Genomic DNA, 20,712 nt, shown 5'->3' with positions numbered 1-20,712 from the left:
TTACATGAAAGTATATCGACTAAACAGGCAGTTTAATGGCTATAAAAAAGGAACGCAGTTTTACTTGATAAGTGAGTCAGAATTTATAGGGGTTAAAGAGTTTGTATTTAGAACGAAAGATTTAGCGAATAGAATTTCGATCAGTGAAGCAGAACTTGTGAAGAATTTTATTTTTATAAAAGAAATCTTTTGACGAAAAAAGCACTATTAATGGTTTTTTTGGAGCTAATAAAGGGTGGATTTTGCTTAGGAAATATTTAACAAACCGCATGATTAACCACTTAATCGGGTATTTTTTTAATTATGTTTCACGGTGACTTGCTATTACTTCAAAAAAATGTTATTCTTAGAAAGAATTATTTTTGTCCGGTGTAAAGGATTGGTATAAGTTTTAAACTTTTCGTCTTGATGATCACTGAGAGCAAGGATAGTATTACATTGTGTGGTCTGCACACTAGGAGGCAACAAACATGGAAAACGGTAAAGTAAAATGGTTTAACAGCGAAAAAGGCTTCGGATTCATCGAGCGCGAAGGTGGAGAAGACGTATTCGTTCATTTCTCAGCTATCCAAGGCGAAGGTTTCAAAACTCTTGAAGAAGGTCAATCAGTTACTTTTGACGTTGAGCAAGGTAACCGTGGACCTCAAGCTGCAAACGTTCGTAAAGCTTAATTAACCATCAGAAACGGACTCCAATTTGGGGTCTGTTTTTTTTTTTTTTTTGAAAAAAATGACCAAGCCAGGCTTTTTGGCATAAAAAAACCCCATTCACGAATGAATAGGGAACATGAAAACAGTAATTCAAATGGTATACCTAGTGTAACACAAGATGAAAGAAATAAGAAACTTTTAAAAGAAATTCTGATTGTTTTCTAAATGAATGAAATCACTGGGCCCTCTTTCCCTGATGATTTGTTCGATCTGCTTTTTGGCATCCCGGTATCGATTAACACGGCGGCCGTATCGTCCCATATTAAAACGGGATGAAGGATGGACCTCTGCCCGTAAGCTTCAGCCTCCAATTCAATCATGATCAACCCATTATCAATCATCACATTCAATCACCTATCCTTCCTACCTAATCATACCTGGAAAAATAGTAAAAAAAACCAGAAAGAATGAATTCATTTTTTTACTGTTTTATTTGAGTTTTCATTCATAGATGTTATAAATTTTGTCACAAATGAATATTGCAAAATTTATGAAAGGGGTTTATTATGGAAATATAACTACCATATTAGTATATTAATGTTGTAATATAGTAGTATGATAGTATGGTAATTAAAACGTTTACCTGATAAAATAGGAGGTAGATAAGAGTCGGAAGAGAAGAGGAAAATCCATGCCAAATGTAAATATTAATGCCAAAGACTTTGCGTATGAGCAGCTGAAGTCGCAAATTTTAAAATTAAAACTTATTCCTGGTACAAAAATTTCAGAAAAATTAATGTCCGACCAATTGCAAGTTAGTCGTACCCCGATCAGAGAAGCCTTTCTGAAATTAGCCCAGGAAGAATTATTAACCATTATCCCGCAGAGCGGAACAACAGTTTCACGCATCAATTTAGATCTTGCTGAAGAAGCACGGTTCGTTCGGGAAATCGTGGAACCGCAAATTGTGAAGCTATGCTGTGAAAACCTTACGGATGAAATGATCTTTAATCTGGAAGTCAACTTAAAGATGCAAGAAATGCTCGTCCATAACGAGATTGGAAATCGGGAAGTAGAAAAATTCCTTGACTTGGATGAATCCTTCCATAAAGAGCTGTTTAAATGCTGTGGGAAGGAACGCACCTGGAAGATGATCGATGACATGGCGGGACATTTGAATCGATTCCGTTTATTGCGATTAATGGATACCGAGGTTTTGGATTGGGATGTTTTGATGGATCATCATAAAGAAATTTTTAAAGCCATCCGGCAAAAGGATAAAAAGAAAGCGGAAGAGATTATGTCTGGCCATATGAGGCTGATGATTTCTGAAAAGGATATTCTTCTTCAACAATACCCAGAGTATTTCGGATAATTCAAGTGAACCATTATTTTTATAGAAAAAGTAAGCGTTAACACTATGAGGAGGTAACTAATATGCAAATGACATTTAGATGGTACGGAGAAGGCAATGATTCCATTACTTTAAAGCAAATTCGCCAAATTCCAGGAGTCAAAGGAGTTGTTTGGGCCCTGCATGATGTGCCGGTTGGCGAGGTTTGGACGGTTGAACGAATTGAGGAAGTGGTCAATCAAGCCAAAGCCTATGGATTAAATACGGAAGTGGTTGAAAGCGTTAATATTCACGAAGATATTAAATTGGGATTGCCTTCAAGAGACCAATACATTGAAGCCTATAAAGAAACGTTGAGAAATTTAGGCAAATTTGGCGTGAAGGTCGTATGCTACAACTTTATGCCTGTATTTGACTGGTTCCGCACTGATTTATTTAAAGAGATGGAAGACGGCAGTACCGCCTTATATTTCGATGCGAAAAAAGTTCTTTCCCTTACACCAGAAGAAGTGGTCAAGAACATGGAAGAAAACTCAAAGGACTTCACACTGCCAGGCTGGGAGCCTGAAAGATTAAAAGACTTAAAGCGTTTATTCGATCTTTATAAGAATGTGTCTGAAGCAGAACTTTTAGAAAATCTCACCTATTTCTTAAAGGAAATTTGCCCTGTCGCTGAAGAAAACGGCATAAAGATGGCCATTCACCCAGATGATCCGCCATTTTCCATTTTCGGATTGCCACGGATTGTGAAAAACAAGCAGGACATTCAGAATCTATTAAATGCTGTTGATAGTCCATCAAATGGGTTAACCTTTTGTTCGGGTTCATTAGGCGGAAATCTTAACAATGATTTGGTCGATATCGCGAAAACGTTTACGAGCCGAATTCCATTCGCTCATATTCGGAATGTCAAGCATTTTGGCGATGGAAGCTTTATCGAAACCTCCCACCGCGTGGAAGATGGTTCTGTTCCGATTACGGGCATTATCCAGGCCCTGTATGAGAACGGTTTCGATGGCTATATCCGCCCAGACCACGGCCGCCATATTTGGGATGAAGTATGCCGCCCAGGCTACGGCTTATATGACCGTGCTTTAGGTGTCATGTATTTGTTAGGTGCTTGGGATACCCAGGTTTTATTGAAAGAACAGGCTGGAAAAACGCTTCAAAATGTTTGATCGAAATGTGAATAGGAACAAAAATTTTTGTTCCTATTTTTTAAAACTTGGGTTGAAAGCGTTTAACCTACATCCATGTTGTTAACATATTTTAAAGGAGGCATTCTTAATGTCTAAAAAAAATAAGCAAGTTTCGCTGAAAACAGGTGTTGGTTTTGGCTTAACGGATATGATGGGCGGAGGCGCCTTTACGATCATCGGTGCCTGGCTGCTGTTCTTCTTTACCACCTTTGCTGGATTAACACCTGTTCAAGGTGCTTCGATCATTGCTATTGCCCGGATTGTGGATGCAGTTGTTAGTTTGTTCATGGGCAGCTTTTCTGATAACTTCTTTCGATTTAAACTGGGAAGAAAATTTGGACGGCGCAGATTTTTCTTATTAATCGGCTCGCCATTAATGCTGATTTACGTCTTGCTATGGATAACAGGAATGAACTATTTCTATTATCTTTTCGCATATTTAGCCTTTGAAATTATTGCAGCATTAGTATTAATTCCTTGGGAAACACTTCCGTCAGAAATGACAACGGATTTTAATAAAAGAACACTCTTATCAACAGCTAGAATGTTTATCTCGGCAACGGGTACATTTTTGGCCACCTTTATTCCAGGACGCTTATTCAGTGCTTTAGGACAAGACAATTCAATGGCTTTCTTCGCGAATGGTGCTTTTTTCGCCGTCGTGTTTGCGGTCTGTGTGTTTATTTCTTATCGCTCAACATGGGAAAGAGAAGTTTCTCCTGAAGATATGGAGAAAATCATCAATGAAAAGAGAGAAAGAAAAAGCTTTGCTGAAAGTATGAAAGTGGTCACACAAACATTGGTTGACTTTGCTTCTACATTTAAAGTAAAAAGCTTCCGTAAACATTTATTGATTTATATTAGCTCAATGACCGCAAAAGATGCGTTCAACGCAGTATTTGTTTATTACTGTGTCTATGCCCTAAACAGTACATCAGAGGTTGCAGCTAACCTATTGTCCTTTAGTATCATTGGACTTCCAGGTGCGATGGTTTATGGTTATTTAATGATTAAAATCGGCCCGGCTAATTTAGCAAAAATCTCTTACTCTACGATGATCGTTTGCTTATTGGGATATGGAGCCGTCTATTTCCTTCATCCAAGCAACTTAATGACTACACTGATCTTGATTTCTGTCGTCTACCAAATCGGAAGAAGTATGCTGGAATTTGTGCCTTGGAACATCTTCCCGTTCATCCCGGATGTCGATGAAATGATTACGCAAAAACGACGCGAAGGAATCTTTGCATCGGTTATGACTTTCTTTAGAAAATCTTCTGTAGCACTGGCCACCTTCTTAGTGGGTGCCGTTCTTGAAGCGGGAGGCTTTGTGCAAAAGGCATCTGTACAGCCGGATAGTGCTGTGCACACCATTGTTGGCATCATGCTGATTGGGGTTGTCGGCCTGCTTCTTGTGGCGCTGATTGCTGCCTTTACCTTTAAATTGAATAAACAAACACATGGCATCCTTGTGGATGAAATCAACCGTTTGAAAAACAACGGCCGCAAGGAAGATGTCGATCCAGAAACGAAAGTAGTAGTGGAGGCGCTTACTGGTTATAAATATGAAAAACTATGGGGTGGATCTGGTACAACGGAACAACATGTTTCAAAAGTCATTTAATTGAAAGGGATGTAACAAATGAAAACGTTTTTGGACGAAGACTTTTTACTAGAAACGGAAACAGCCAAAACACTTTATCATGAATTTGCTGCCAGCATGCCGATCTTTGATTATCATTGCCACTTAAGCCCGCAGGAAATCTATGAAAATAGAACCTATAAAAACATGACAGAATTGTGGTTAGAGGGCGACCATTATAAATGGCGGGCAATGCGGGCCAATGGTGTTGAAGAGTACTATATTACCGGTGAAGCGGATGACTATGAAAAATTTGAAAAGTGGGCTGAAACGGTAGAAAAATTAATTGGCAATCCACTTTATCATTGGACACATCTTGAACTGCGCCGATACTTTGATGTTCAAACGGTCTTAAAAAAAGCAACAGCAAAGGAAATTTGGGAAACCTGCAATCAGAAGCTGCAGAGTCCTGATTTTTCAGCAAGAGGTTTGATCCGGCGTTCCAATGTAGCGCTTATCGGCACGACCGATGATCCGATTGACGATTTGTCCTGCCATATGCAGCTGAAGGCCGATCAAGATTTTTCAACAACGGTATTGCCGTCCTTCCGTCCAGATCAAGTGATGGCGATTCAAAATCCAGCATGGGCCGATTATGTCGGCAAGCTGGGGGAAATCACCGGGATTCAAGTGGATCAATATACAAGCTTAATAGAAGCGCTGGAAGCAAGAATGGATTATTTCCATGAGGCTGGCTGCCGATTATCTGACCATAGCATAGAGGTTGTCGTGTATGAACCTGCCACATTAGATGAGCTAGATCGGATTGTCCAAAGAGCGCTAAATAAGGAAACCATTTCACTGCAGGAAAACAATCAATTTCTTACTCAATTACTTGTCAGCCTTGGGAAAGCCTACAGCAAGCGGGACTGGGTCATGCAATACCATATTGGCGCATTGAGAAGTGTCAATTCACGACTGACTCGCAAGATTGGCATAAATGTTGGCGTGGACTCGATGAGGGATGCTTCCTTTGCTGTGCCGCTATCCCAATTGCTGGATGAACTGGACAGGGATCAGCAGCTGCCAAAAACGATTTTATATAGCCTGAATCAAAATGATAATGAAATGCTGGCAGCGATGGCGGGGAATTTCCAGGAAGGCGGCACACCGTCTAAGATTCAGTTTGGCTCGGCCTGGTGGTTCAATGATCATATTGATGGCATGATCGCGCAAATGAAAATCCTCGGCAATTTAGGCGTATTGGCCAGATTTGTAGGGATGCTGACGGATTCCCGGAGCTTTTTATCCTACAGCCGGCATGAATATTTCCGAAGGATTTTATGCAATATTCTCGGGACTTGGGTTGAAAACGGAGAGTATCCTTATGATTTAGAATGGTTAGGGGAAATCGTGCAGGATATTTCCTATACCAACGCCAAAAACTATTTTAATTTTCAGCTGAAGTAAACATATAGCGTCCTTGGTGCCCATCAAGGACGCATAACGAAAAGGGGTAATCGACATGCTACATTTAGGAAAAGAAGAACTCAAAACAAAAAAAGATCGTTTTTCAGCACTTGGAATGAAAACACCCAATTATGATTTTGAGAAAGTCTGGGACGCAACGAAAAAATCCCCTATTTGGCTGCATTTCGGAGGAGGAAATTTATTTAGGGCCTTCCATTCCGTACTGCAGCAGCACTTAATTGAAAAAGGCGAGTCTGACAAGGGAATTATTGCAGTTTCCACTTTTAGTGATGGCGTGATCGACAAAGTCTATCATCCGCATGATAATTTAAGTCTGAATGTCGTCATGAAGGCAGATGGGACATTGGATATGGAAGTGATCGCCAGTGTGGCTGAAAGTATTGCCGCCTATGGTGATCCAGAACCGTGGGAACGGTTGAAGGAAATTTTCCGCAATCCATCCCTTCAATTCACCACTTTTTCGATCACGGAAAAAGGCTATGACCTGCGGGACTTGAGCGGGGAAATCCGTGAAAATGTTAAAAAAGAAATGGAGCAGGGACCCGCTCAGCCAAGCCATACGATGCTGATGGTGGCCGCTCTTTTATACGAAAGATATCAAAATGGCCAAGCACCGTTAGCCTTAGTCAGCACCGATAATTTTTCGCATAATGGAGACAAGCTGAAGGATGCAATCGTAACGGTCGCTACTGCCTGGAAGGTACTCGGTTTTGTTGATGAAGGATTCATTGACTATTTGAATGATGAAACCAAAATCACGTTCCCATGGAGTATGATTGACAAAATTACCCCGCAGCCATCTAAAATTGTCGCAGATAAGTTGACCAATCTTGGCTATGGCAGTGCCGAATTGATTTATACAAGACCGAATGGGCCGGCGATTGCCCCATTTGTGAATACAGAGGAATCGGAGTACTTAGTCATCGAGGACCGTTTTCCAAATGGACGTCCTGCATTAGAAAAGGTTGGCGTCTATTTTACAGAAAGAAGCGTAGTTGACCAGGTCGAAAGAATGAAGGTTTGCACTTGTTTAAATCCGCTGCATACCGCATTGGCGATTTTTGGCTGCTTGCTGGACTATACGTCGATTGCCGATGAAATGAATGATGAGGATTTAAAAGCCCTTGTTGAAAAAATTGGGTATGTGGAAGGCATGAAGACCGTAACCGATCCTGGCATCATTGCCCCAATGGACTTTATTAAAGAAGTAATTGACGTGCGTTTTCCAAATCCAAACAACCCGGATACGCCGCAAAGGATTGCAACAGATACTTCACAGAAGCTGGCGATCCGCTTTGGGGAGACCATTAAGGCATATGTCGAAAGAACCGACTTGGATGTCAATGATTTAACCTTTATTCCATTAGTGTTAGCCGGATGGTGCCGATACTTGCTGGGCCTTAATGATGCAGGCAAGGAAATGAATCTCAGCCCGGATCCGCTTTTGGAAGAAGTTCAGCAATCGATCAAAACGATTGAATTTGGAAACCCTGATTCTGTTGGCGAACAATTAAAGCCAATCCTTTCAAACCAACGAATCTTTGGTGTTGACCTCTACCAAATTGGCATGGGCACAAAAGTAGAAGCGCTCTTTAAACAGCTAATCCAAGGTCCAGGTGCAGTAAGAACAACCCTTCACGAACTGCTGAACTCTTAATCGTTATAGGAGGGACTAATCACAAAAGATTAGTCCCTCATTCATTTATTTAAAATCGGAAATTATTCCCATAGAGTTTTTGTGATTGAATGTAAACTTAAAAAACAGAAATAATTGTGACTATCGGTTGACACAAGCGAAATATTATTATATAAATATACTATAATTTAATAAGACCTCGCTTTTTACAGTGGGGTAGAGGCGCGATATTTAACAGTCTTTAGCGGAGCTCGAGAAGCAATGAAGCTATGGAGAAGGAAATGTCGCCGAAGCTTGTAATAGGACTCGACTATTACTTGCTGGGTCTGCAGTGAATAACTGCAGGACTGTCTCAATAAACTTCCCGGTTTATTGAGGAGCGCTATCTCGTTTGAGAAAAAGAGGGGAATTTAAGGACGGCTATGATTACATGCGGCGGCCTGAGTTCATCTCAGGCCGTTTTTATTTTGCCAAAAATCTTAATGACCTTCTCATTGCATCATAGATAGCCACAAAAAAATCATTTGGGGGAGAGGAAAAAAATGAAAAAAGGATTTTTAATGATGATTGTCATGCTGCTTTCAGCAGGTATGTTAGCAGCGTGCGGAACAAGCAGCGCTTCTGATACAAAAACGGCATCAGCAAAAGATGAAAATACCTTTAGAGTGGGACTTGAAGCAGGCTATGCTCCATTTAACTGGACACAAAAAGACGATGCCAATGGCGGCGTGAAAATAGACGGTGCAGCCGAATATGCCGGCGGCTATGATGTGGAAATCGCTAAGAAAATTGCCGATGGCCTAGGGAAGAAATTAGTGATTGTCAAAACAGAATGGGACGGTCTTGTGCCTGCGTTAACTTCAGGGAAAATTGATGCGATCATCGCAGGGATGTCGCCAACAGCTGAACGTAAAAAGACGATTGATTTCTCCGATAACTACTATAAATCAGATTTAGTGATGGTCGTTAAAAAAGGCGGCAAGTATGAGAACGCCGCTTCCATTCAAGATTTCAAGGGTGCTAAAATCACGGCTCAATTAAATACGTTCCACTATTCCGTGATTGATCAGATTAAGGGTGTCAGCAAGCAGCCGGCAATGGATAACTTCCCGGCGATGAGGGTGGCGCTGGAGTCAGGTGTAATAGACGGCTATGTGTCTGAACGTCCGGAAGCGGTCAGTGCATCGGCTGCCAATGATCACTATGCCATGGTTGAGTTCAAAGACGGCTTTAACACTTCTGATGATGATACGGCGATTGCGGTCGGACTGCAAAAAGGAAGCGAGCTGACGAAGAAAATCAACGAGATCTTAGCTGGCATTTCTGAGGATGAGCGCACCAGCATCATGGATGAAGCCATTAAAAATCAGCCAGCCGCAGAAAAATAGGCAATGATGTGATCAACCGGCTGCCTCTTAGTGCAGCCGGTTTTTAATTTTAAGTGAACGGAAAAGCAAAAACAGGAGGAGAACCTTATGAGTTTTGATTGGTTAATGACCATCATCCAGCAGAATTGGCCGATGTTCCTTCGCGGTGCAGGGATGACGCTGTTAATATCGTTAATCGGCACGATCATCGGTTCCATTATCGGATTGCTGATTGGCGTGATCCGTACGATCCCAGTACCGGAATCAGGGGCCAAAAAAGGCCTGTTAAAAGTGGTCAATGCAATTTTATCGATTTATATCGAGTTTTTCCGCGGTACACCGATGATTGTCCAGGCAATGGTCATTTATTATGGCTCGGCACTGGCGTTTGGTTTTGACATGGACCGAGTGGCTGCTGCAATTTTTATCGTTTCGATTAATACAGGGGCGTATATGTCAGAAATTGTCCGCGGCGGCATTCTTTCGATTGATAAGGGACAGTTTGAAGCAGCCCATGCCATCGGGATGAATCACTTTCAAACAATGATCAATGTGGTGCTGCCACAGGCAATCCGCAACATTTTACCGGCAACCGGAAATGAATTTGTCATTAATATTAAAGATACATCGGTATTGAACGTAATCTCTGTTTCAGAGTTATTTTTCCAAACCAAATCGATTGCAGGAAATAATTTCCGCTATTTTGAGTCGTTCTTTGTGGCAAGTATTCTTTACTTAATCATGACCTTTGCAGTTACTAGAATCCTTCGGTATATTGAGCGGAAACTGGACGGTCCTGACAATTATGACATGATTATGATGGGCAATCAGATGCAGGTGGAAACGCCGGTTATAAAGGAGAAAAATAGGTAGAGAAAGGGGACAGCCAAATGGAAACAGTCATAGATATTCAACATTTAAGTAAATCCTTTGGTTCACATCAGGTGTTAAAGGACATTGATTTTTCCGTTCATAAAGGCGAAGTGGTCTGTATTATTGGTTCATCGGGATCAGGGAAATCCACACTCCTTCGCTGCATCAATTTATTAGAAAAACCAACAGGCGGACAAATTATTTATCATAACGAGAATATTTTAGATAAAAAACATGACATCGCTGCCTATCGGACCAAGCTGGGAATGGTGTTTCAGCAATTTAATTTGTTCAATAACCACAATGTGTTAAACAATTGTGTGGTCGGCCAAATCAAAGTGTTGAAGCGGTCTAGGGAAGAGGCGGAAAAGGTCGCCATGAAATATTTGAAAGTGGTGGGGATGGACAAATATATACATGCCAAACCAAAGCAGCTTTCAGGCGGGCAAAAGCAGCGGGTCGCCATTGCCAGAGCCTTGTCAATGGAGCCGGATGTGCTGCTGTTCGATGAACCGACATCAGCCCTTGACCCTGAGATGGTCGGCGAGGTTCTAAAAGTCATGAAGGAACTGGCTGAATCAGGCTTGACGATGCTGGTTGTCACACATGAGATGGGCTTTGCTAAAGAAGTATCCGACCGCGTCGTTTTCATGGACAAAGGGGTTATTGCTGAAGAGGGGACACCGGAGCAAATCTTCAACGCTCCAAAAGAGGAACGCACGAGAGAATTCCTGCAACGGACTTTGCCGGCGATTTAATGCAAAACGGGGACGGATTTCCTGCTTCGCCAAGCAGATATCTGTCCCCATTTTTCTTAGATAAGCGGCTAGTCTCCTTCGGTCTCCGCTGTTAAGGAGGAGGAAGGCGGTCTCTGTCCATTCTGCAAATCGGCAATCGTTAAACCAAAATCCATTTCCAGGTGTGGATAGTCTTTAAATTTCGCCCAATCACCGCCCCATTTAAACCCTAATGCTTTGGCCATCGTGACGACTTCTTTCCAGTCGGCTTTGCCATTTTGATTTCCATCGTACTCCATATCCCAAATCACGTCTCCTGACGGGGTCTGGAGGGCGAAATCAATGGCAAGTCCGTAATTATGGTAGGATTCGCCGCCTTTGGCATGGGTGACAATATTCCCATCTGTGGTGCGGCCTTGCTTATAAAGCCTGTCCTGTTCTTTTGCACTACGGAATCCATCTGTGATCACGACGACAATTCCCTTGTCCGCTGCTTGCTGAAGGAGCTGCTGGCTGCGTTCCTTCACAATCGGATTCAGTTCAGTGGGCATAGAAACTGGCTCCCTTGCTTCTGTTTTTTTGAGAGGTTCTTGGTCCTTCCAATGGATAATGAGAATCAAGACGAGGAGAGTAATCAATAGAATAGTAAATCTCTTAACGGATTTCTTTACTTTTCTTCGTTTCATCGTTTCAAATCCTTTATTGCAAAAATTCTTATCCTCTAAGACGAAAAACATAGGCTAATAGTTTCGTATTTAGCGGATGTAATTGTTGGAAAAAGCTAGAGGGCCGATTGTGGCAATTAAACTAGAAAATCGTTCTTATTGTATCATTTGGCAGAAGGTTTTGCATTTCAGTTCTCTCAACTAGTAAGGTATAATTTGGATTATATGTACATAAGAAAGGCTGATAAGATGTTTTTTGATTTGGATCCCTCGTTATTACTGATTTTGCTTGTTTTTGGCTTTTTAGCGGCATTTATTGATTCCGTTGTAGGCGGAGGCGGTCTAATTGCCCTGCCGGCATTATTGTTTACGGGCCTGCCCCCAGCAGCAGCGGTGGCAACCAATAAATTAGCAGGAACAGTCGGCTCCTTAACGAGCACGATTATGTTTTACCGGTCAGGGAAGGTTGAGCTCAAATCCATTTATAAATTATTTCCGCTCACCTTTATTGGCTCAATGATCGGGGCATGGACCGTTCACCTGATGAATCCAGAAGTACTGAAGCCGCTCATGCTTGTGATGCTGGCCGCTGTCGCCATCTATACGATTTTTAAGAAAAATTTGGGCACTATTTCAGTTAAAAAAGAATTATCGATCCGTCATTCTATTATTTTTGTCGTGTTAATCTTTGCGATTGGGTTTTATGATGGATTTATCGGCCCAGGAACAGGCTCTTTTTTAATCTTTGCTTATTTAATGATGGGGTTTGATTTTTTAAAGGCGGCAGGAAATGCGAAGTTTTTAAATTTTGGAAGTAATATTGCCGCACTGATCATGTTCATGGTTTTGGGCCAGGTCAATTACGCGTATGGGATTCCTATGGGAATTGCCCAATTAGCCGGTGCCATTTGCGGTTCCCGATTTGCCATTAAACGGGGAAGCAGCTATGTCCGTGCGTTATTTATTTTGGTCACGTTTTTGTTGTTGGCGAAAAATGCTTATGACTATTTCCATCATTAAAAAATTTTTATTTCCAAGAGGCTCTGCTGCTTTTTGCCTATGATATAATGGGGTTTGGAAAAGTTTGTCTATTTATCTTAGGGCGGTGCTATATGTCTAATAGTCTCACAATCATAAGAAAAAAAGGAAATAAACAATCTTTTATTGAAGCCTATGATGAAACGCTGAAGCTTTGGCCGGTTCCGTACGAAGAGCTTTTGATTCCGACCCGTTTCGGGGATACACATATCATTGCAGCAGGGCCGGTGGATGGGGAGCCGCTCATTCTCATTCATGGAATGACGTTTAGCGCGACGATGTGGTACCCGAATATTGAACCGCTTTCCCGCTTTTATCGTGTTTATGCCTTGGATACGATCGGGGATTTAGGGAAAGGGAATGTGACAAGAATGATGAAAACTCGTCAGGACGCAGAGGACTGGCTTGACGATGTCCTATCAGGGCTGAATATCTCCTCAGCTGTCTTTGCGGGACACTCAATGGGCGGCTGGCTGTCATTGAATTATGCCATTCTGGCCCCAGAAAAGGTGAACAAACTAGTTTTATTTGCTCCCGCAGCGGGAATAGGCAAGGTGACACCGAAGTTTCTTCTCAAGGTGTATCCTGCTCTTGCGTTTCCTTCAGAATCGCGGATCCAGAAAGAAATTGAGTGGTTCGTAAGTCCAAGCTTTCAGCCGGATGAAAAGTCAGAGATCTTGTTCCGCCAATTTATTGTTTCCGGCCTGAATTGTGTGCCCTGTCAGCGGGTTAATCCTATTGTTTTTAGCGATATGGAGCTTCAAAATCTTTCTGTTGAGACATTGCTTCTGATTGGTGCAGACGAAGTGATCTATAACCCCGTCAAAATGCTGGAAAGAGCCATACGTTTGATGCCGAATGTGACTGCTCAAATGATTCCGAAGGCAGGCCATGGGTTGACGATTGAACAGTATGAGAAAGTGAACGAGGCCGTTCTGTCTTTTTTGGCTCAAAGATAGGGATACAGGACACTTTGATTTGCCTGAATTTTTAGAAATACCTTTGGCTGGTTTTGCTGATGCGGCAGGCATCGGTGCTTCCATTTTTATTCATGATTAAAGGACGTGTGTTGCATCTTGGTTCAAACAGGTAATTCATTATTTAAGCAGCCTTCTTTTTCTAAATATTGGACTGGCCGGATTTTATCTTCTACTTCTTTTCAAATGCTTTCTGTCGCAATCGGCTGGCAGATGTATGATTTGACGCATGACGCCTTTAGTCTTGGGTTAGTGGGTCTCGCCCAGTTTATCCCGATGGTGATGCTGACATTGGTGGTCGGACAGGCGGCAGACCGGTTTGACCGCCAGAGAATTTTGTTGGTTTGCCAATTTATTGAAGGCGTGGTAGCGGCCCTTTTGTTATACGGCAATTTGGCTGGCTGGATCGACCGTGAAATGATTTTGCTTGCGGCCGCGATTATTGGCGCCTGCCGGGCGTTCGAGGGACCGACATCCTCGGCTTTGCTGCCGCAGCTTGTGTCAAAGTCGATTTTAGCGCAAGCGATCTCTTTGACTACGATGGCTGGGCAAACTGCTCAAATTCTTGGTCCGACCCTTGGCGGGGTCTTGTTCTCGTTAGGGCCGAACTTCGTTTATAGTACGGCAGCCGCTGCTTTGTTATTGGCCTCAATCCTTACCTTCTTGATCCGGATTGAGCAGGCTCCTGTCCGGAAGGCGGAGCCGGTTACATTAAGGTCGATGCTGATGGGCCTGGAATTTGTTTATAAACATCCTGTTATTTTAGGTACGATTTCGCTGGATTTATTTGCTGTCTTATTAGGAGGAGCGACAGCCCTGCTGCCGATTTTTGCTCAGGATATTTTACATGTTGGGCCGTGGGGCTTGGGGCTGCTGCGGACGGCACCGGCAGTGGGAGCATTAATCGTTTCGATCTTTTTGGCTTATTTTCCGCTTCAGAAAGCCGCGGGACTTAAATTGTTTGGGGCTCTTGCCGTTTTTGGGCTGGCTACGATGCTCTTTGCCGTATCCACCAATATCATTGTATCGATCATTGCGCTGCTGCTGATTGGCGGCTCGGACGTGATCAGTGTGGTCATTCGCTCATCTCTGGTGCAGCTGCAAACACCAGATGAGATGCGGGGGCGGGTGAATGCGGTGAACTCGTTGTTTATTGGAACCTCCAATCAGCTTGGGGAGTTTGAGTCTGGTACGGTGGCAGGTTTGCTTGGGCCTGTGCCGGCCGCGTTCATCGGGGGAATCGGTACCGTATTGATTGCAGGACTGTGGATGATTTTGTTCCCGTCGATTAGAAAAATTAAGTCTTTAACGGATCAATAGCGATTTTTTGGTTTGTCTTTCCTATAAGAACAATTGAAAAGATGATTCGGATTCCCCGAATCGTCTTTGTGCTGGTGCGTTCAGCATGGGTGCAATCTTTAGGGGGCAAGTCCACCAAATTTTAGTGTCCGCTTTCTTGACAGAAAACCATTAAAGACAGACTGTTGGCTTTCATGAAGGGAACTGTCTTCAATCCCGCTTATTAAAGACAATATAGTGAGAATCCGAGAGATAATTTTCTTCAATCGGAGTTTTACAGTTTATAAGAAACCGAAGGTCCGTTTTTCCAGTGAAAGTCTCAAAGATTAAAATCAAAAATACGTGAGCAAACTTCACGTTCAAGACCCCTCCCGATGGAAATAAGAATTGTGAAACTAAATCAATATTTAACGGGCTGATGTGGATATTTTGCTTTAACGGATACAGCAAGTAAGTTCAAACAATTTGATGAGTGAATGGAAGCTAAGGAAATACCCAAAACAAGAGTGAGAAAACTCAAAAGTCTGGGAGTTCCACCATACAAGGCATACGAATGGGAAACGCTAGAAAGCAATACTGGAGAATAACTGGTAGTCCGATTCTACACAAAACCCTCGATTACGCTTATTGGAGCAATCGAGGGCTGAAAAGTCTATATCAGAGATATGAATTTCTACGTCAAACTTAATTGATCCGCCGTAAACCGGACGGTTCGTAGGGTGGTGGTGTGAGAGGTCGGGGATTAATCGCCCCTTCCTACTCGATTATATTTAATTATGCTGTGACCTTCTGTTTTTCGATACCGGCGTTCTTGTTTGTGAACTTTCTGATGAAAGGAATCACCCAGCGGTCTAAACCGATGCGGCCCGCATTGTAGCCTGCTGTTAAGATGATGAAGCCGATGAAAATGTCTCTAGGGTTGTGAGAAACGGTTCCTGCTAAGAAGAACATAAAGTTCATGAATAATCCGAAGAACATAGCAGCAGTTGTTAAACATCCCAGCAATAAGCCTAAACCGATTAATGTTTCTCCCCAAGGAACGACGAAGTTAAAGATATCGACGTTTGGCAAGGCAAAACCTTTCAAGAAATGGACGTACCAGCCAAATACCATGTCGCCTTCAGGACCTGTAACAGGTTTAGCGATGGCCCCTTTTAGGAATCCAGAAGCATCAAATCCACCTGTTAGTTTGCCAAGACCAGCTGTGAACCAAGAATAACCAAGATATACACGTAAAACCGCAAGGATGATAGCAGCGTATTTGTTTTCTCTTAAAAATTTGTTAAACATAAGTTTTACACCCCTTAATTACTTTTGTTTTCCTCTACACCCTTAATATATAAAATTTCACAGTAAAAAACATGGCAATAGGGATAAGTTCAAATTTTGTTCGAAATCTTATGGCAAACTATTGAACACTAAAGGGGGCCTGTCCCCCGGTGTAGTAACGCATTAATTGGCTGGGGGACAGGCCCCCAGCCAATTCAGTTGGGAAGGTCCGCTTTTCTCCGGAAGGAAATGGGCTGTTATTATTGAATATTTATAGGGATAGGGTAGTTTTAGAAAGCCTGATTATAATTGAATAAGGAGTTATGTGAATGGCAGAGGGCAAGGTTTTTAAGGATACGGTTAGTTCGGAAGAGGAATTACGGTCAATTGTTGGATTTTCGAGTGAGTTGGTAAAGAACAAGGTGATCGGCTTTTTGGATCACCATTGTTCGGACTTTATTTCCAGATCTCCCTTTATGGTTATCTCCACTTCCGATCATTATGGAAATTGTGATGTTTCTCCAAGAGGGGATATGCCAGGATTTGTCGAGGTTTTAAATGAAAAGCAGTTAATCATCCCGGACCGGCCAGGTAACAAGAGAATGGACACGATGAGAAATATATTGTCAAACCCGCAGGTTGGCCTGCTATTTTTCATTCCAGGGATGGGGGAGACATTGAGAGTCAACGGGAAGGCTGTCATTGTAAAAGAGAAAGAAGTATTGGATAAAATGGCCATAAACGGGAAGAAACCTCTTCTAGGAATTGCCGTGGAAGTAGAAGAATGTTTTATGCATTGCGCGAAAGCCTTTAAGCGTTCAGGACTATGGGAACCCCACACTTGGCCTGATAAAGGGACACTTCCATCTCCTTCAAAAGTCCTATTTGATCACGCGAAATTGCCGGGCAGCAGTGTTGATGCAATCGAGAAAGCATTGGAAGAGAGCTATACGAAACGACTTTACTAATCATCTGTCAATCATTGCATGCCTGTCCCTGAATCAGGTAAGAATGAGTAATATTGAATAGTTGCCAAAAGCAGAAATTTTCGATTAACTATGCTAGTATAAAGGGTATAATAAATATTGGAGGTAAAGTATGGTGCTCCCTAATTTTAATGAGAATTTACAAAAATACGCTCGTCTGTTAGTGGCGAAAGGAATTAATGTTCAACCCGGTGATTGGGTGAAAATGACGATTACGGTTGACCAAGCTCCGCTGGCCCGCTTGATTACGAAAGAAGCCTATGCATTAGGCGCGGAAAAAATAATCATTAAATGGTCCGACGACGAAATTACCAAACTAAATTACATACATCAGCCTGTTGAAGTACTGACAAACATTCCTGATTACGAAATTCAAGAATCAGAAGACCATGTCTTGAATCACCGGGTAAGCCGTCTATCGATTCTATCGAGCGATCCTGGCCTGCTTAATGAAGTAGACGCGGCCAAAATTGCGGCTTACCAAAATGTGGCTGGAAAAGCGTTCAAAGCCCAGCGCGTTGCTACACAAAATGATGACTTGAAATGGACCGTTGCGGCTGCAGCTGGAGCCGGATGGGCAGCAACCGTATTCCCAGATTTGGCAACATCTGAAGAACAAGTGGATGCCTTATGGGACCAAATCTTTAAGACCTGCCGCGTGTATGAAGACGATCCAGTGGCTGCCTGGGATGAACACAAGAAAACGTTGAATGAAAAAGCAGCTGTGCTCAATGAAATCCAATTTGATGCCCTGCACTACACGGCACCTGGCACAGATTTAACTTTAGGACTGCCAAAGAATCATATTTGGTTAAGTGCAGAAAGCCAAAATCCAAAGGGCGAAGAATTTATTGCCAACATGCCGACAGAGGAAGTGTATACCGCTCCTGATACACACCGAATGGATGGTGTCGTTCGCAGCACCAAGCCGCTCAGCTACGCAGGCACCCTTATTGAAGGAATCGAAGTTCACTTTAAAGATGGAAAAATCGTCGACATCTCTGCTGAAAAAGGGGACGAAACCATCAAGAAGCTGGTATTTGACAATGAAGGCGGCACAGGATTAGGGGAAGTAGCCTTAGTACCGGACCCATCACCAATTTCCCAATCCGGCATCACGTTCTTTAACACACTATTTGATGAAAATGCCTCCAACCACTTAGCGATTGGGGCTGCTTACCCAACAACGATTCAAGGCGGCACCAAAATGAGTGAAGAAGAACTATTGAAGAATGGCATGAATACTTCCACTGTCCACGTGGACTTTATGATTGGCTCTAATCAAATGAATATTGACGGCATTAAACAAGACGGCACGGTTGTACCGATCTTCCGCAACGGAGACTGGGCTATTTAAAGAACGTCCATCATATAGCCGCAAAAAGAAAACCGCTGATAAAATTCAGCGGTTTTTTTGTGAAAAAAGAATAACTGGCGGCTTTGCCAGCCCCGATCTACTCCCACTTTGTAAATAAACTGCTGCTGTTACTAGATTGGCAATGGGAACATCGATGATGCTCTGCAGTAAAGAAATCACTTCCTGCAAAGGAATGATAGCCTTTACCCCGGCAGACTGGGCATTTATTTTTCGCGTTAGCTTTCGTTGTGCTTCGATGGAAAAGTCCCATAATATCACCTCTTTATTACTAATATGGAATGTTGAGGTGTTATTATTCAAAAGGGATATAGTCAAATAAAGACGGTTCGGAAATCGAACCGTCTTTGTTATGCTGTCATTACGCTGTTGCTTTTTGTTTTTCATCGCTGGCGTTCCTGCCTGCAAATTTTCTGATGAAAGGAATCACCCAGCGGTCTAAACCGATGCGGCCCGCATTGTAGCCTGCTGTTAAGATGATGAAGCCGATGAAAATGTCTCTAGGGTTGTGAGAAACCGTTCCTGCTAAGAAGAACATAAAGTTCATGAATAATCCGAAGAACATAGCAGCAGTTGTTAAACATCCCAGCAATAAGCCTAAACCGATTAATGTTTCTCCCCAAGGAACGACGAAGTTAAAGATATCAACGTTTGGCAGAGCAAAGCCTTTCAAGAAATGGACGTACCAGCCAAATACCATGTCGCCTTCAGGACCTGTAACAGGTTTAGCGATGGCCCCTTTTAAGAATCCAGAAGCATCGAATCCTCCTGTTAATTTGCCAAGACCGGCTGTGAACCAAGAATAACCAAGATATACACGTAAAACCGTAAGAATGATAGCAGCGTATTTGTTTTCTCTTAAAAATTTGTTAAACATAAGTTTTCCACCCCTTAAATTCTTTTATTTTCCTTTACACCATTAATATATAAAATTTCATGGTAAAAAACATGGCAATAGTGACAAGTTCAAATTTTGTTCGAAATGTTATGGCGAACTTTTGAACAGTGGTGTTTGCCAGCAAATGAGGAGTGGATCCCTATTAAAATGGCGTCACAGCAGTAAGGACCGTGACGCCGGCAATCTGTTTTGCTAAAGGCGGGGATTTCTTTTTTTATAGCAGTGTATTACACCATGCTCTTTTCCCAGGCGCCTCTGATTTCAACGCCTGTTTCCCTTGCTGCCGCTTCTAGATCATTTATTTCTGCTTCGGTTAATTCAATATTGGCAGCCTGAATGGCCCCTTCAATATGCTTTGGCTTGGTCACGCCAATAATCGGAACGGTCCCTTTTGCGATCGACCAAGCAATAGCAATGGCAGCCGGATCTGCCCCGTGATTTTGGCCAATCGAATCCATGACATTCAGTAATTGGTCCAGCTTGGCCAGGATATCCGCATTAAAGGCATCACCTCGTCTTGTCCCCGGTTGAAACGGATTTTTAGAGCTGTAGGCTCCGGTTAAAGCCCCTTGTTCGAGTACCATATAGGAAAAAAAGACTATATCATGCTGGCTGCAATAATCAATAATGCCAGCTTCCTCGGAAGATCGATAAAGCAGACTGTAATGGTTTTGCACGGCAGAGAGCTTAAAGCCTTCCTTTTCAAGAATGGAAGCTGCTAATTTAATCTCTGCCAAATTATGATTGGAAACACCAGCGTGCCTTACCTTCCCGCTTTTCATCAGGGGAATGAGTTTGGCTGTCCATCTTTCAACATCCTTTGGATTGTGAATCCAATAGATATCGGTATGGTCCACTCCAAGGCGGGATAAACTATGGTTGAGCATTTCCTCCATCGCTAGGTCTGGCTGATCACCGATCGGAGTGAATTTCGTTGAAATCACGATATCCTGTTTTCCGTCAATAAATTGGCCCAGGATGGTTTCCGAAGCCCCCATTCCATAAACAGCTGCGGTATCCCATAAATTGAATCCAGCGGCCATGGCAGCATCATAAACCGGTTTTAAGTCTTCAGCGGTAAGCTGGTTTCCAAAAACTTTATCGCCGCCATTTGTGCCAGTTCCCCACGACCATGTGCCAAGTGCAATGGAGGGGATTTGGTCATTTTGTAACTGAACATATTTCATCTTTCATCCCACCTTCGTAAGTATTTCATCTATCATTATTAACATTAAAAGGGAAAAACACAAGAATGAGGCTGTCCATCTTTTGGACTGCTGCCAATATACTAAAAATCTAAATTCTATTTTTACAAT

Annotated in this window: 21 protein-coding genes, 1 pseudogene and 1 riboswitch; of the genes and pseudogenes, 16 read left to right on the top strand and 6 right to left on the bottom strand. The window is 42.5% G+C overall.

Annotated elements, in window-relative coordinates; translation table 11 throughout:
• Window positions 1-4 precede the first annotated feature (4 nt).
• Window positions 5-193, top strand: coding sequence for a hypothetical protein (locus NFS43_RS07835; RefSeq protein ID WP_251551084.1), 189 nt, complete (start codon window positions 5-7; stop codon window positions 191-193).
• 277 nt (window positions 194-470) lie between these two features.
• Entirely contained in the window at window positions 471-671 is a 201-nt protein-coding gene (locus NFS43_RS07830; protein ID WP_223587661.1) for a cold-shock protein, read from the top strand.
• A 200-nt stretch (window positions 672-871) separates the two neighbouring features.
• Here the strand turns inward: NFS43_RS07830 and NFS43_RS07825 are convergent, their stop codons facing one another.
• Entirely contained in the window at window positions 872-1,060 is a 189-nt protein-coding gene (locus NFS43_RS07825; protein ID WP_251551083.1) for a hypothetical protein, read from the bottom strand.
• A gap of 281 nt (window positions 1,061-1,341) precedes the next feature.
• Here NFS43_RS07825 and NFS43_RS07820 point away from each other — a divergent pair, with 281 nt between their 5' ends.
• The 8 genes from NFS43_RS07820 to NFS43_RS07785 all read left to right on the top strand — a co-directional run bounded on the left by NFS43_RS07820 (window position 1,342) and on the right by NFS43_RS07785 (window position 10,910).
• Window positions 1,342-2,025 carry a GntR family transcriptional regulator gene (locus tag NFS43_RS07820; protein ID WP_251551082.1) on the top strand — a complete coding sequence of 228 codons (684 nt, stop codon included), beginning with the start codon at window positions 1,342-1,344 and terminating at the stop codon, window positions 2,023-2,025.
• 62 nt (window positions 2,026-2,087) lie between these two features.
• Window positions 2,088-3,182 (top strand): mannonate dehydratase, encoded by a 1,095-nt coding sequence (gene uxuA, locus NFS43_RS07815; RefSeq protein WP_251551081.1) that lies wholly within the window; start codon window positions 2,088-2,090, stop codon window positions 3,180-3,182.
• Window positions 3,183-3,291: 109 nt separating this feature from the next.
• A complete protein-coding gene (locus tag NFS43_RS07810) occupies window positions 3,292-4,827 on the top strand; it encodes an MFS transporter (protein WP_251551080.1) in 1,536 nt (511 codons plus the stop codon).
• Between the two features lie 18 nt (window positions 4,828-4,845).
• On the top strand, window positions 4,846-6,255 hold the full coding sequence (uxaC, locus tag NFS43_RS07805) for a glucuronate isomerase (RefSeq protein ID WP_251551079.1): 1,410 nt from the start codon (window positions 4,846-4,848) through the stop codon (window positions 6,253-6,255).
• A 55-nt stretch (window positions 6,256-6,310) separates the two neighbouring features.
• Entirely contained in the window at window positions 6,311-7,933 is a 1,623-nt protein-coding gene (locus NFS43_RS07800; RefSeq protein ID WP_251551078.1) for a mannitol dehydrogenase family protein, read from the top strand.
• A 188-nt stretch (window positions 7,934-8,121) separates the two neighbouring features.
• Window positions 8,122-8,305: riboswitch (Lysine riboswitch) on the top strand.
• Window positions 8,306-8,454: 149 nt separating this feature from the next.
• Window positions 8,455-9,300, top strand: a complete 846-nt coding sequence (locus tag NFS43_RS07795) for a transporter substrate-binding domain-containing protein (RefSeq protein WP_251551077.1) — start codon at window positions 8,455-8,457, stop codon at window positions 9,298-9,300.
• A gap of 87 nt (window positions 9,301-9,387) precedes the next feature.
• Window positions 9,388-10,152 carry an amino acid ABC transporter permease gene (locus NFS43_RS07790; protein WP_251551076.1) on the top strand — a complete coding sequence of 255 codons (765 nt, stop codon included), beginning with the start codon at window positions 9,388-9,390 and terminating at the stop codon, window positions 10,150-10,152.
• 17 nt (window positions 10,153-10,169) lie between these two features.
• Window positions 10,170-10,910, top strand: a complete 741-nt coding sequence (locus NFS43_RS07785; RefSeq protein WP_251551075.1) for an amino acid ABC transporter ATP-binding protein — start codon at window positions 10,170-10,172, stop codon at window positions 10,908-10,910.
• Between the two features lie 68 nt (window positions 10,911-10,978).
• On the opposite strand, the gene NFS43_RS07780 is transcribed toward NFS43_RS07785, so the two are convergent.
• The gene (locus NFS43_RS07780; RefSeq protein WP_251551074.1) at window positions 10,979-11,575 is read right to left on the bottom strand and encodes a M15 family metallopeptidase; all 597 of its coding nucleotides are present in this window, start codon (window positions 11,573-11,575) and stop codon (window positions 10,979-10,981) included.
• Between the two features lie 228 nt (window positions 11,576-11,803).
• Between NFS43_RS07780 and NFS43_RS07775 the strand changes: the two genes are divergently transcribed.
• From NFS43_RS07775 to NFS43_RS07760, 4 genes and pseudogenes are all read left to right on the top strand, one after another.
• Window positions 11,804-12,574 carry a TSUP family transporter gene (locus tag NFS43_RS07775; protein WP_251551115.1) on the top strand — a complete coding sequence of 257 codons (771 nt, stop codon included), beginning with the start codon at window positions 11,804-11,806 and terminating at the stop codon, window positions 12,572-12,574.
• Window positions 12,575-12,666: 92 nt separating this feature from the next.
• A complete protein-coding gene (locus NFS43_RS07770; protein ID WP_251551073.1) occupies window positions 12,667-13,551 on the top strand; it encodes an alpha/beta fold hydrolase in 885 nt (294 codons plus the stop codon).
• 105 nt (window positions 13,552-13,656) lie between these two features.
• Window positions 13,657-14,889, top strand: a complete 1,233-nt coding sequence (locus NFS43_RS07765) for an MFS transporter (protein WP_251551072.1) — start codon at window positions 13,657-13,659, stop codon at window positions 14,887-14,889.
• Between the two features lie 237 nt (window positions 14,890-15,126).
• Window positions 15,127-15,556: pseudogene (locus NFS43_RS07760) on the top strand (group II intron maturase-specific domain-containing protein); the annotation flags it as partial.
• 86 nt (window positions 15,557-15,642) lie between these two features.
• Here NFS43_RS07760 and NFS43_RS07755 read toward each other — a convergent pair.
• Complete coding sequence (locus NFS43_RS07755) at window positions 15,643-16,158, bottom strand: DoxX family membrane protein (RefSeq protein WP_251551071.1); 516 nt, start codon at window positions 16,156-16,158, stop codon at window positions 15,643-15,645.
• Between the two features lie 308 nt (window positions 16,159-16,466).
• Here NFS43_RS07755 and NFS43_RS07750 point away from each other — a divergent pair, with 308 nt between their 5' ends.
• Both NFS43_RS07750 and NFS43_RS07745 read left to right on the top strand, forming a co-directional pair.
• Window positions 16,467-17,105 carry a pyridoxamine 5'-phosphate oxidase family protein gene (locus tag NFS43_RS07750; protein ID WP_251551070.1) on the top strand — a complete coding sequence of 213 codons (639 nt, stop codon included), beginning with the start codon at window positions 16,467-16,469 and terminating at the stop codon, window positions 17,103-17,105.
• Between the two features lie 130 nt (window positions 17,106-17,235).
• On the top strand, window positions 17,236-18,480 hold the full coding sequence (locus NFS43_RS07745) for an aminopeptidase (RefSeq protein WP_251551069.1): 1,245 nt from the start codon (window positions 17,236-17,238) through the stop codon (window positions 18,478-18,480).
• A gap of 45 nt (window positions 18,481-18,525) precedes the next feature.
• On the opposite strand, the gene NFS43_RS07740 is transcribed toward NFS43_RS07745, so the two are convergent.
• The 3 genes from NFS43_RS07740 to NFS43_RS07730 form a co-directional block, all read right to left on the bottom strand.
• The gene (locus tag NFS43_RS07740; protein WP_251551068.1) at window positions 18,526-18,885 is read right to left on the bottom strand and encodes a hypothetical protein; all 360 of its coding nucleotides are present in this window, start codon (window positions 18,883-18,885) and stop codon (window positions 18,526-18,528) included.
• The gene (locus NFS43_RS07735) at window positions 18,860-19,375 is read right to left on the bottom strand and encodes a DoxX family membrane protein (RefSeq protein WP_251551067.1); all 516 of its coding nucleotides are present in this window, start codon (window positions 19,373-19,375) and stop codon (window positions 18,860-18,862) included. Before NFS43_RS07735 ends, NFS43_RS07740 begins: the two co-directional genes overlap by 26 nt.
• 248 nt (window positions 19,376-19,623) lie before the next feature.
• Entirely contained in the window at window positions 19,624-20,583 is a 960-nt protein-coding gene (locus NFS43_RS07730) for an aldo/keto reductase (protein ID WP_251551066.1), read from the bottom strand.
• Window positions 20,584-20,712 lie beyond the last annotated feature (129 nt).

It is taken from the genome of Neobacillus muris (assembly GCF_943193175.1).
In the GTDB taxonomy this organism is placed as follows: Bacteria; Bacillota; Bacilli; order Bacillales; family Cytobacillaceae; genus Neobacillus; species Neobacillus muris.
The sequence above is the reverse complement of the archived record's forward strand: the minus strand, read 5'-3'. Positions and strand labels throughout refer to the sequence as shown.